The following is a 12267-nucleotide window of genomic DNA, read 5'->3' as shown; positions in this document are numbered from 1 at the left end:
TTTTGATTCTGCTGCATTACCAAACAGCATCTTCGTTTTTCTCACTTCTTCTACTCTTCCTTATAGTGAAGGCACAAATCTCTAAATTTATTATCTAGCACTGCAATATCATACAAGACTTCTGACAATTTTTGGTAATCTTCATTGATACAAAATAAATGAGCTTGGCCAAACAATTTTGCTAAATTTTCTTTTAGATCAGATCTGACCGTATCGTGATCTTTTAAGAAGTTGCTCATGTATAAATTTCTGATAGAAGCTAATTTGAAACTAAAGTATTGATGAAGATGCTTTTGTTCTTCATTCAAGCCATTGTCCGCTACCGACTTAGCATATCTTACTATCACGTTCACCTCGCCACGTTCATATTGTTGCTTCATCAACATAGATGTTTTCTGATAAATCTCTTTGGAAGCTGGAGATTTGATTTTTTTGAAGTTTCCCCACATGGAGAAAGAACCTCTTTTATAGTCGATATTTTTAGCTTCCCAGGCTTTCGCAAATTCTGACAAACTCATTTTCATACAAGCAAAACCAGCTGGATCATGGAAATAGATAAAGTCATCATCTAGATCATAAACTAAAACAAAATGGTCCACCCCATACAAATGAACATGATTGGGGTTATAAGTGAGATAACCCATGTCCAAAGGGCCAAGAACAAGAGGCCCGCTGAGCAAGAACTTGCTTAAGATTTCTCTGATAGAGAGAAGAACCTCTTTATTAGAGTCCTTTATATAGTATTCATCATATGTAAAACCCAGAATGTTTAAAGAATGGCTGATAGAACTATCTGGCATCCCATTATCAAAGAAAACTAAGGGGTGTTTTTCATCTTCCTTTACAATACTGGCGCCATTTCCCATCACCATAATGGCTTCCAAAAACTCAGGGCGAACATCATAACCATACGAATGCAGTGCCATCGCAAGTGAATACGTATAACAAAGAGAAACGTCCCCAAAATACATCTGCATAGCATCATCCTCCTCTGTAATCAACGCCTAAAAAATGACTTGCAAGCACCATTTTATTTCACCACTGGTATCCAGAGTTCCATTTGATAGTCTGGGGAGTACATGTCGCCTTCGGTGTAGACTTCAAAATCTGGTGCTCCCGAGTGGCGATATCCTGTTTCTGGGAAAAAGACTTCCAAGACATATTTCCAAGCATGGTGAATGCTGGCTGGTATAGCCCCCTTGACTGGTACGATAGCATATTCAGCTTCTGCAATTTCTTTGATTGACAGACCTAGTTCTTCTGCTTTAGCTTTATCCGCCACATCATAAGCTGCCATATAGTTGATGATTTCGCCTTCTTTGACATCCGAGCAGACACCAAAGGATTGGCCACTGCCCAGACTTTCTAGGCTTTCAAAGCTGTGCTTTGCATAGAGCTGCTCCCAAGCAGATGGGCACTGACTATTGTCAATAGCTTCCAATAGGACGCCTGCAACGGTAAAAGTAGGTTTCTTTTGAATCTTGATATCCATGTTCTTTCCTCCTGTAATCTTTAAGGATAATTGAAGTCTAGGAAAGACGCGATAAGGTTTTCCATTTCGAACTTCTGAGGGAGTCGCACCATGGAATTTCTTGAAGGCTGCGCTGAAGGCATCGGCAGACTCATAGCCGTATTTCATCGCTATGTCAATGACTTTCTCAGAGCTTTCCCGCAAGTCCGTCACAGCTTCTGACAACCTGCGATTGCGCAAGTATTCCGCCAAAGTCATATCTGCTAGGATAGAAAAGAGTCTGCTAAAGAGAGCATAAGAATAGCCTGATAGCTGCTGAAATTTCTGCAAATCCACTTCTGCGTCCAACTTTCTTTCTAGATATTCCATGGTTCGATTGAATTGATGCATCATATTCTTTTTCACCTCACAAAAGATACTAAGGCCTTTAAAAACAAAGTGAAAATAAGAAAATTGACGGAGGGGCTCCTGCTCCGAGAAAATTTTATCTTTTTCACACAGCTTTTTGGCCATGTTCAATTCTAACTATAGTCTAGCAGATATAAGATACTTCTGCCCTAGAATTTTTGTACAAGATTTAGAGGGGGATTCTATAACCTATCCCGCAGCTTCTCCACAAAAAGATAAGCCGCAGGACAAGTCAGGGTATTTTTGATTGTCAGATGATTAATCTGATGAATCTTCTTGCGGTCTGTGTGAGGGAACTCTCGGCAGGCCTTGGGACGGACATCGTAGATCGAGCAGAGATTGTCTCCACCTAAAAAAGGACAAGGCATAGCCTTGAAAACCTTATCACCGTCTTCGTCTACCTGCAGAAATTCCTCTTCAAAAGCTGGCAGCTTCATCTTGAAATACTTGGCAATACGGACAATATCAGCTTCCTTAAAGTCTGGCCCTAAAGTCTTACAGCAATTAGCACAGGCTGTACAGTCAATCTCCTCAAAGACCTCATCATGGATCTGCTGGGCAATCTTATCGAGGTTTTTTGGTGGCTTTTTTTTCAAGCTAGCCAAAAACTTTCGATGCTCTTTCTGCTTTTGAAGAGCTAGTTGGTGGTATTTTTCAAGGTCGATTTCTTGAGACATATTTTACTTTCTAATTATCTTTTTGGTGTTTATCATCAACACATCAAAAAAATGAGATACCTTTCAGTCAATCTCATTTTTCTGAGTCTTTCAGATCTTAGCATTTGAATTTTTTTCGTCGAGACTCCATGTATCCTTCATGTTTTCCAAGAAGTCATTGATAGTTTCTTTGTCACCTTCAATGGACAGTATATAGACTTTATCATCCTTTTGGAAAACCAATGTATTAGCAAGTTGTCCTGACTTTAAAATGATGTTAAGTTGAAATGCTTCTTGGCCAGATACGGTATTCTTAGTCCCCCACATCTTTTCAAGATTATCTTTTTGACTCCAATTATAGGCGACGCGTTGAGCAATCGTTTCTGCATTGAAGGTCTCCCCCTCACCTACTTCTGCCTCTTCCTTAGAAATAGCATTCATTGTAACGATATTATAGGCAGAACCATCGGTATATTGAATAAGTCCATCAACATCTACATCGACAAATTTAACCCATTTACTTGGGATATCGATATAGCCAAACTCAGGGGAGCCAACACGTTTTCTTTCTTGATTGGCTTTGCTCTTACTTTCCTTAGAAGAAGAGTCTGAACTATCCTTTTTGACTTGAACACTTGAACTGGTCGAAGAGCTTGTTTGTTCACCTTTTTGACCAGATTTGGCACAAGACATTAGAGTAAGTGAAGTCAATACAAGGACTGCACCAAGTAAGTACGATCGTTTCATGATTTTCCTCCTTTTAGGATCTATTACCTAAGGCTATAAGAGATTATTCCTCATCCATACTCAAGACACTGAGGAAAGCTTCTTGTGGAACTTCGACTGAGCCGATAGCTTTCATCCGTTTTTTACCAGCTTTTTGTTTTTCAAGGAGTTTGCGCTTCCGAGAAACGTCACCACCATAACACTTGGCCAAGACATTCTTACGCAAGGCTTTGATGTCTGTCCGAGCCACAATTTTCTGACCGATAGCAGCCTGAATGGGTACTTCAAACTGCTGACGAGGAATGATTTTCTTGAGCTTGTCTACAATCAGCTTACCACGCTCATAAGCAAATTCCTTGTGAACGATAAAGCTAAGGGCATCAACCTTGTCGCCATTGAGGAGAATATCCATCTTCACCAGCTTGGACGAGCGGTACTCAGAAATCTCATAGTCAAAGCTCGCATAGCCACGAGTAGAGGACTTGAGCTTGTCAAAAAAGTCAAAGACAATTTCAGCAAGCGGAATTTGATAGATGACATTGACCCGATTATCGTCGATATAGTCCATAGTCACAAAGTCACCGCGCTTGCGTTGAGCCAACTCCATCACTGCTCCGACAAATTCCTGTGGCACCATAATCTGCGCCTTAACATAAGGCTCCTCGATAGAATCAATCTTGGTCGGATCCGGAAACTCACTCGGATTAGAGACATCAATGGCTTCACCATCTGTCAGATTAACCTTATAGATAACGGACGGAGCCGTCATAATCAGATCAATATTAAACTCACGCTCCAAGCGCTCCTGAATAACATCCATGTGTAGCAAGCCCAAGAAGCCACAACGGAATCCAAATCCTAGCGCTTGTGATGTTTCTGGCTCAAACTGCAAGCTGGCATCGTTTAGCTGGAGCTTTTCAAGAGCCTCACGTAAGTCATTGTATTTATTGGACTCGATAGGATAGAGACCAGCAAAAACCATCGGGTTCATCTGCTTGTAGCCATGCAGAGGTTCTGTAGCTGGATTATCAGCCAAGGTTACAGTATCTCCGACTCGGGTATCCTGTACCGTCTTGATAGAGGCTGCAATATAGCCAACATCCCCTGTCGCTAAGAAATCACGCCCAATAGCCTTAGGTGTAAAGATGCCAACCTCAGTTACGTCAAAGGTCTTGCCATTGCTCATGAGCTGAATGGTATCTCCTGGCTTGACCACACCATCCATCACCCTCACTTGTAGAATTACCCCACGATAGGCGTCATAGACTGAGTCAAAAATCAAGGCCTTGAGTGGCGCTTCAACATTTCCAGTCGGAGCTGGAACTTTCTCCACAATCTGCTCTAGAATATCTTCAATCCCGATACCAGCCTTGGCAGAAGCTAATACGGCTTCGCTAGCATCTAGTCCAATCACATCTTCAATCTCAGCTCGCACCCGTTCTGGATCCGCAGCTGGCAGGTCAATCTTATTGATAACCGGCAGAATTTCCAAATCATTGTCCAGCGCTAGATAGACATTTGCCAAGGTCTGAGCTTCAATCCCCTGAGCTGCATCAACGACCAAAATAGCTCCTTCACAGGCTGCTAACGACCGCGATACTTCATAGGTAAAGTCCACGTGTCCAGGCGTGTCAATGAGGTGGAAGATATAGGTTTCACCATCTTTAGCTGTGTAATTAAGCTCGATAGCATTTAGTTTGATGGTGATACCGCGCTCCCGCTCCAAGTCCATGCTGTCCAAGAGTTGGGCCTGCATTTCCCGGCTGGAAACCGTCTCAGTCGCCTCCAAAATCCGGTCAGCCAAGGTTGATTTCCCGTGGTCGATATGGGCAATGATGGAGAAATTACGGATCTTCTCCTGACGTTTTTTCAAATCTTCTAAATTCATTTTTCTCATCCTTTTAGGGTATTCTATTTATTATAACACAAGACCCGCGATTTTTCCTATAGACTCGGACTTTATCCATAAATTATGCTATACTTATCACAGATTAATATTGGAGATAAACAATGATAAAATTACTTGCACTTGATATGGATGGAACTCTCTTGAATTCTCAAAAAAAGATTTCCCAAGAAAATATCTCTGCTATCCACAAAGCTATAAAGGCTGGTGTGAAACTGGTCCTTTGTACAGGTCGTCCTCCTTTTGGTGTTCGACCATATTACGAACTTTTAGGCCTCGCCCAAGAAGATGAATATGTGATTGTTGACAATGGCTGTGCCATCCACCGAACCAGTGATTGGAAGGTGATAGACTCAGTCGCCTTGGATAAGCAAGATATCCACTACCTCTATAGCTTAACCCAGAATAGCTCCATCCAACTTACCTTATTTGACGAAGAACACTATTTCGTTGTCGGAGAGACACCGAGCCCTATCGTAGTTCGAGACACAGGCTATGTTTTTACCTCACCCACTGAAATCAGCCTTGAGGAGGCAGTTAGTGGTAAGTATACGATGTTCCAGGCCATGTTCTTAGCTGAAAAAGAGACAGTCGATTTCTTTGAAGAAAAATATGCCTCTGATATCTGCCAGCATTTCAGCGGTGTACGCTCACAGGATGTGATTTATGAAGTTATGCCGGCAGGTATCACCAAAGCATTTGCATTAGAAAAATTAGCCCAAAAATTAAATATCAAAGTTGAGGAAATCATGGCTCTTGGAGATGCCAACAATGACCTTGAAATGCTTAAATTGGCGGGTCTAGGTATTGCCATGGGGAATGCCAGCGACTATGTTAAATCACTCGCTGATGACGTCACTGACTCCAATGACGAAAATGGGGTAGCAAAAGCTATTGAAAAATATCTTCTAAACTAAAAAAGTAGGTGGGACAAACCAGTAAGGTAGGTCACCATCTACTTTTTTTCTATGTTCATCTGTAGTTCTTATATCCTTTATATGATTTTTTACTCAAGTTGCCTAAAAAGCCTGAAAGTCGCTTGACGACTGGCTTAGCGTTGGTTACAATATATCTACAATTTATTTCTTGATACTGTTTTCCAGTTATAAGAGAATAATATAACCTTAACCTTTCCAGGAGGAATCTATGAAGAAAATTTCACTCTATAGTTTAACTGCCCTATCATTTATCGTCTTAGCTGCATGCTCTGCGAAATCAACTGAAGAAACATCTTCATCATCTTCTTCAGAAGTCACTTCATCAGTATCTACTGCCAAAAAAAGCAAATCAGCTGGTACTTCTCAAGAAGATGTTATCAATGAGCTGAAATCAATATTTGATCCAAATGGAAATTCTAAAGATTTTGATATTAAAGTTGAAAAAGATGTAAAAGACGAAGCTTTCCCGAATGGACATACCGTCATTACAGCTTCTATCAAAGGTGATACAGCTGCTGGAACTAAGGAAATGATGGCTGCTTTTGATAATAATACTGCCACAGAAGAAGACAAACAAATCCTGCAAGGTTTCCGTCAGACTATTGCTGACATTGCACAAAAATTACCAGACGACACCACAACCATTGCATTCCAATACGAAACAAAACCAAACGAATATCGTGTGATTGCTCATTCTGGAAAAACTAAAGATATCATCCCTACAACAGTCAAATAAGCGACTCCTTCTCTTTGCCATTCATTAAAAATTGGCAAAGAGTTTTTTATTGACTTACTTTAAACGACATCCCCTTTCCAAGACATCATGCCTCCAGAAACATTCACAACATCATAGCCTTTCTTTTTAAGCTTTTTCGCTGCTAATCTGCTACGAACACCTGAGTGACAAATCACATAAAGCTTCTCTTCTTTTGACTGCGAATAGCGATCGAGTTGCCCTAAAGGAAGATTCTGGGCTCCCCTGATGTGACCCTTGCTATATTCAGACGGGGTTCGAACATCCAGTAGCTTAATATTCGTCTTCAACCTTTTCTCTAATTCTGCTGTTGAAATACTTTCAACTTTTGTAAAAAAATGGAACATATTCCCTCCTAATAATCTTTTTTTCAATTCTATTCAATCATTTCAATACTTTAAAGTCAAGGAAACGGTTTCCCCCATCATCTTACTTATTAAAATACAGCTAGCAAAACAAAAAATAGGCTCTCTGATCTCTCAGAAAGCCTTTTGTTTATTGGTTTTATAACCTTACTTAGCGATTGGGTAAACAGAAACTTGTTTTTTATCGCGTCCTTTGCGTTCAAAGCGAACTACGCCTTCAACTTTTGCAAACAAAGTATCGTCTCCACCGCGGCCAACGTTTACACCTGGATAGATGTGAGTACCGCGTTGACGGTAAAGGATTGAGCCACCTGTAACAGTTTGACCGTCAGCAGCTTTAGCACCAAGACGTTTCGCTTGTGAGTCACGTCCGTTAGATGTAGAACCTCCACCTTTTTTGTGGGCGAATAATTGCAAGTTAGCAAGATTCATTTTTAACATAATGTTTTTCCTCCGTGTTAGTTTTCTGTGATAACTCTTGTTTGGACGAACTCTGATGAGTTCTCCGATAGGTTTGCCATTCCTAAGAAAAAGGATTCAAAGAAAAGCTGAGTCATTTCCCTCTGGTTCGGTGCAATATCTTTTGGGATTTCAACCCGTAAGAATCCACCTTGATCTTCGTTTAATTCTAAGGTCGGTTCATAGCCCGCAAATTTTTCAATTGAATTGACAAAATTTATGGCAAGCGTCGAAACCGATGCACACACGACATCAAAGCCGTATTCGCCGCTTCCGGCGTGTCCAGTAATCTCTGCACATCTTAGTTCGCCATCCTCAGCTCTCTCAAAGACTGCGTGTATCATGTGTTCTCCTGAAAATTAAGCGTTGATCGCGTTGATGACAACCTTAGTATATGGTTGACGGTGACCTTGTTTACGGTGACTGCCTTTTTTAGGTTTATATTTGAAAGTAACAACTTTCTTTTGTTTACCTTGTTTTTCAACAGTTCCGACAACAGTAGCTCCGGCAACAAGTGGAGTTCCGACAACAGTTTTTTCACCACCAACAAGAACAACTTCGTCAAAAGTAACATCTTGACCAGCTTCAACGTTCAATTTTTCAACGTAGATTGCTTGACCAACTTCAACTTTAACTTGTTTTCCGCCAGTTTTAATGATTGCGTATGTGCTCATTATGCACCTCCTATGATTTTTTTGGGGTTTCCCCCGTATTTTTGTGAAGACTCGCCTAGCATCGTGGGACGAACCACTTTATACTCACTATGTGAGCAACGATGTTCGTGCGGTTGCACAGGAACGTGCATAGTCAACTCTCTAAGTATAGCACTTCTCTTCCCTTTTGACAAGCCTTTTTACCCAATGAAAACGGATTTTCAGGCTTATTAAATTTTTTTAATGAACAAAGATAATCTGTCCTTCTTTATTGACTTCAACATCAATCATTGTCGGTGTCTTTAATTCTGATTTTAAGGTGCGAGCTAGTGTCTGACTTGAGTTTGCGATGTTGACTGTACGCTTCTCATTTCCATTAAAGACTGTCAAGGTAATACTAGAGCTACCTGACTTCCTACTTCCAACATAAGTATCTAACTCAGAAAGTAAGACCGTCTTAGTAACTGTTTCTTGATTAGTAAAATAATTGTAGCGCCAAACACCATTGGTCACACGATATCCAGCATAGAAGGGGATTGCAATGAAAATAATGGGGAAGCCAACTATAAGACCTAAAATACCTCTGGCGCGCCCTCTTGAAAATAGATTATCCCAAAAGACTCCGAAAGCCGCCTTCCAAGAACCTGCTTGAACTTTGGTTTTATAGAATCCAAACAAGACTAGACCAAAAATTCCTAGAATCACTAAAAAGTTAATGCTAAGCCCTAATAAATAAGTCCAGCTAGGTTCTCCTCCAATCAAAGCATTATCTTGACCCTTTTCCCAAGAAAATGCTCCAGCAAGTCCTCTCCAAAAATAATACCAATCGCTCATTCATTCTCCTTTTTTCTACTATTTTATTAAAACTTAAATCAAGAGTATTTTACTATTCTATTTATTAATAAATTTATCTTGTAATTATTGATTGGAAGAAGCTTAAAAATAGCGTCGCACTTTATCTTGATAGTCTTGATAAGACTTTCCGAATTTTTCAAGACACCAGCGCTCCTCAGATAGGATAATCCAATGGGCCGCAGTCTGAAAAATCACTAAAATCAGAAAGAAAATCATTGACTTAGTCAAAAAAGCTATTCCTAAAAAACAAACAAAGTAAGCTACATACATGGGATTACGGGAATAGCGATAAAGACCCTTTGTATTCATGCCGTTTGCATCTGGTCTAGCGAAATTCCTCATACTGATAACACACAAAGCCAAACCAAGCAGGTAAATAGCTATACCAGCATAAAAGAAAAGAGAAAAATCAAACTTAACTTCAAGCAAAAAAGGAGTTATGAACAAGGCTAGATTGCTCAATTGATAAATCATATAAGCTATCTTTTCTTTTCCTTGTACTGGCGCAAAATAAGCCGCTCGTGACAAAGCATTTTTGCTGTAATGACTCAATAAAGGAAAACGAATCAACAAAAAAGGAATTAAGAGAAAAACAGCAAGCATAAACGTCACCTTCTCTCGCTTTTACAACAGCCCTTCAATCAGCTCGTCAACTTCATCAGTCTCTGCTTGTGGTCTGATCTCAGTAATCATGATGCCTGCAACAGCGCGTTCTACCAAACCTTCAACATCTAAGCGAGCTTCGTACTGCTCTGCATTCTCTATCTTAGGATTGGTCTTAGGACGGTCAGGCGCAAAAATAGTACAGCAGTCTTCAAATGGCTGGATAGAAATTTGGAAAGTATCGATTTTTTCTGCAATCTCAATGATTTCCAGCTTGTCCATGGTCACGACTGGACGGATAACCGGTGTATTGGTTACAGCATTGATAGCCTGCATACTCTCGATAGTTTGACTAGCCACCTGACCTAGACTTTCTCCGTTGATAATGACTTGAGCCCCCCGTTCCTCCCGAATCCGATCCGTAATGCGCATCATAAAGCGACGAGTCAGGGTCATCAGGTAGGCTTCAGGAGCCTTGGCCTTGATTTCCTCTTGAATCTCTGTGAAAGGCACTTCGATAAACTGGATATTGCCACCAAACTTGGTCAGTTTTCGTGTCAAATCTTGAGCTTTTTTCAACGCACCTGGACTGGTGTATGGAGGACTGGCAAAGTGAACCGCCTCGATATCTACACCACGCTTGAGAGCCAGATAACCAGCCACTGGTGAGTCAATCCCACCCGACAGCATGAGCATGCCTTTTCCTGAAGTGCCGACTGGCAGTCCCCCAGCACCACGAATCGTCTCATAAGAGATATAGGCCGCTTCTTCTCGGATCTCGACGCGAAGCTCGATGTCTGGCGCTTTCATTTTAACCTGAACATTGGGAATAGCCTCAAAAACAGCATCGCCAAGCGTTTGGTTAAGCTCACGGCTATCTAACTCAAAGCTGTGATCACTGCGCTTGCTGGTAATCTTAAAGGTCATGCCTTCCTGATAGACTTGCTTCATGATGGTTTGAACAGCTTCAATCAAGGCTGGTACAGACTTTTTAACCCTATAAGATGGAGAGAAATTCTGAATCCCAAAAATCTGCTTGAGTGATTCAGCGACCGGCTGATAGTCTGTTCCATGCAGATAGATATGAGTGCGGTCACGGTCAGCCTTGACATGAACCCGCGGATAGATTGATAAGACTGATTGGATATTGCGTTTGAGTTTGTTGATAAAGCGCATGCGGTTCTTGCCCTTGGTTGAGAGCTCACCGTAGCGTACCATAATTTCTGAATAATGCATTGTTTACCTTACTTTTCTAGTTTTTTCGTAAATGATTTTAAAAGTTGTCAAAAACTGCTCCATCTGGCTCATATCGTTGTCAAGATCCAAACTGATACGGACAGCCGTTTGAGCGATAGACTTTTCAACCCCCATAGCGATTAGGGTTCCTGCTGGCTTTCCAGCCTTAGAAGAGCAAGCGCTGGTAGTCGAGATATAAATCTCGTAGTCTTCAAATGCATGAACGACAACTTCGCCACGCACTCCCTTGATACCAAAGGTCAGTATATGAGGCGCAAAATCTCCCATGTCTGAGAAAATCACCACATCTGGATATTTCTGCAGTTCTTCAAGAAGAATCTTCTTCATCTGAGCCGTCCGCTGGGCAAATGCTTCTTGCTTTTCCATGGACAAACGCAGAGCTTTGGCTGTCGCTGCAATGCCAGCTAAATTTTCCGTCGTTGAACGCTTGTCCGACTCCTGGCCTCCACCAGTCAAAAGCGGACTGATTTTCTTGCCAGACTTGATATAGACAATTCCCACACCCCGAAGACCATGAAATTTATGACTGGAAAATGTCGCAAAATCCACGCGATCCGTCAGATAAGCAGCTGTTGGAATCTTCGTAACAGCCTGTACAGCGTCCACATGAAAGGAAATAGTCGGCTTGTCTGCTAGCAGTTCGGATATTTTCTGAATGGGTTGAATACTGCCAATTTCATTATTGACAGCCATGATAGAGACTAGTGTAGTGTCTGGTCGAATCAACTCCGCTAGCTTGTCTACATCAACAAAACCAGACTTGTCCACTGGGGCAAAATCTATTTCAAACCCTTGACTCTGTAGCCAAAGAGCTGATTCTTTAACAGCGGGATGCTCAATGTTAGACACGATGATGTGTTTTCCAAAAGGAACCTTTTCAAAGGCAACTCCTTTAAGCACCCAGTTGTCTCCTTCTGTCCCTCCAGACGTAAAAAAAATCTCCGACGAAGACTTGCCCAAAAGCTCTGCAATTTGCCTACGTGAAGCTTCTAAGAGACGGGTTGCCTGACTGCCTAAACTGTGCAGACTGGAAGGATTTCCCCAGATTTTAGAAGCAACCTCTGTGTAAGTGGCCAAAGACTCAGGATAAGGTCTTGTTGTCGCTGAATTATCTAAATAAATCATGTTCTTTCCTCAAAATTTCAATACTCCTATTGTAACACGAAAGAGAAACAGGAACAAGAAAGAAAAAGCCCTAAATTCAAGAAGAATCTAG

15 protein-coding genes and 1 other annotated feature are annotated in these 12267 nt (G+C 41.2%); of the genes, 2 read left to right on the top strand and 13 right to left on the bottom strand.

All coding sequences use genetic code 11. From position 1 onward, the window contains the following. Positions 1-50 precede the first annotated feature (50 nt). The 5 genes from HMPREF3108_RS00585 to lepA all read right to left on the bottom strand — a co-directional run bounded on the left by HMPREF3108_RS00585 (position 51) and on the right by lepA (position 5149). Positions 51-977, bottom strand: a complete 927-nt coding sequence (locus HMPREF3108_RS00585) for an ATP-binding cassette domain-containing protein (RefSeq protein WP_070492862.1) — start codon at positions 975-977, stop codon at positions 51-53. Between the two features lie 53 nt (positions 978-1030). Next, positions 1031-1864 (bottom strand): AraC family transcriptional regulator, encoded by an 834-nt coding sequence (locus HMPREF3108_RS00580; protein WP_070492875.1) that lies wholly within the window; start codon positions 1862-1864, stop codon positions 1031-1033. A gap of 197 nt (positions 1865-2061) precedes the next feature. After that, on the bottom strand, positions 2062-2556 hold the full coding sequence (locus tag HMPREF3108_RS00575) for a YkgJ family cysteine cluster protein (protein ID WP_012000282.1): 495 nt from the start codon (positions 2554-2556) through the stop codon (positions 2062-2064). Positions 2557-2646: 90 nt separating this feature from the next. Next, the gene (locus tag HMPREF3108_RS00570; protein ID WP_012000281.1) at positions 2647-3282 is read right to left on the bottom strand and encodes a hypothetical protein; all 636 of its coding nucleotides are present in this window, start codon (positions 3280-3282) and stop codon (positions 2647-2649) included. Positions 3283-3325: 43 nt separating this feature from the next. Beyond that, positions 3326-5149 carry a translation elongation factor 4 gene (gene lepA, locus HMPREF3108_RS00565; protein WP_012000280.1) on the bottom strand — a complete coding sequence of 608 codons (1824 nt, stop codon included), beginning with the start codon at positions 5147-5149 and terminating at the stop codon, positions 3326-3328. A 122-nt stretch (positions 5150-5271) separates the two neighbouring features. Between lepA and HMPREF3108_RS00560 the strand changes: the two genes are divergently transcribed. Beyond that, positions 5272-6084, top strand: a complete 813-nt coding sequence (locus tag HMPREF3108_RS00560) for a Cof-type HAD-IIB family hydrolase (RefSeq protein WP_048778602.1) — start codon at positions 5272-5274, stop codon at positions 6082-6084. Positions 6085-6313: 229 nt separating this feature from the next. Then, a complete protein-coding gene (locus tag HMPREF3108_RS00555; protein WP_008808966.1) occupies positions 6314-6841 on the top strand; it encodes a hypothetical protein in 528 nt (175 codons plus the stop codon). Between the two features lie 59 nt (positions 6842-6900). Here the strand turns inward: HMPREF3108_RS00555 and HMPREF3108_RS00550 are convergent, their stop codons facing one another. From HMPREF3108_RS00550 to HMPREF3108_RS00515, 8 genes are all read right to left on the bottom strand, one after another. Continuing rightward, complete coding sequence (locus HMPREF3108_RS00550; protein WP_060553965.1) at positions 6901-7206, bottom strand: rhodanese-like domain-containing protein; 306 nt, start codon at positions 7204-7206, stop codon at positions 6901-6903. Positions 7207-7371: 165 nt separating this feature from the next. Beyond that, positions 7372-7665, bottom strand: a complete 294-nt coding sequence (gene rpmA, locus HMPREF3108_RS00545) for a 50S ribosomal protein L27 (RefSeq protein ID WP_003032879.1) — start codon at positions 7663-7665, stop codon at positions 7372-7374. Between the two features lie 17 nt (positions 7666-7682). After that, the gene (locus tag HMPREF3108_RS00540; RefSeq protein ID WP_012000277.1) at positions 7683-8027 is read right to left on the bottom strand and encodes a ribosomal-processing cysteine protease Prp; all 345 of its coding nucleotides are present in this window, start codon (positions 8025-8027) and stop codon (positions 7683-7685) included. A 15-nt stretch (positions 8028-8042) separates the two neighbouring features. Beyond that, positions 8043-8357: a 50S ribosomal protein L21 gene (rplU, locus tag HMPREF3108_RS00535; RefSeq protein ID WP_009754237.1), complete on the bottom strand. Its 315-nt coding sequence runs from the start codon at positions 8355-8357 to the stop codon at positions 8043-8045. Positions 8358-8394: 37 nt separating this feature from the next. Beyond that, positions 8395-8482 (bottom strand) — a sequence feature (ribosomal protein L21 leader region). A 94-nt stretch (positions 8483-8576) separates the two neighbouring features. After that, entirely contained in the window at positions 8577-9170 is a 594-nt protein-coding gene (locus tag HMPREF3108_RS00530; RefSeq protein ID WP_061603715.1) for a hypothetical protein, read from the bottom strand. 102 nt (positions 9171-9272) lie between these two features. Next, the gene (locus HMPREF3108_RS00525) at positions 9273-9794 is read right to left on the bottom strand and encodes a methyltransferase family protein (protein WP_061603714.1); all 522 of its coding nucleotides are present in this window, start codon (positions 9792-9794) and stop codon (positions 9273-9275) included. Between the two features lie 21 nt (positions 9795-9815). After that, complete coding sequence (gene thiI / locus HMPREF3108_RS00520) at positions 9816-11030, bottom strand: tRNA uracil 4-sulfurtransferase ThiI (protein ID WP_061603713.1); 1215 nt, start codon at positions 11028-11030, stop codon at positions 9816-9818. Positions 11031-11033: 3 nt separating this feature from the next. Next, entirely contained in the window at positions 11034-12176 is a 1143-nt protein-coding gene (locus tag HMPREF3108_RS00515; protein WP_061593611.1) for a cysteine desulfurase family protein, read from the bottom strand. Between the last annotated feature and the right edge of the window lie 91 nt (positions 12177-12267).

This window comes from Streptococcus sp. HMSC10A01, from assembly GCF_001807785.1.
GTDB classification, from domain to species: domain Bacteria; phylum Bacillota; class Bacilli; order Lactobacillales; family Streptococcaceae; genus Streptococcus; species Streptococcus gordonii.
Note: the sequence above shows the minus strand (reverse complement) of the source record. Positions and strands in the feature narration are given on the sequence as shown.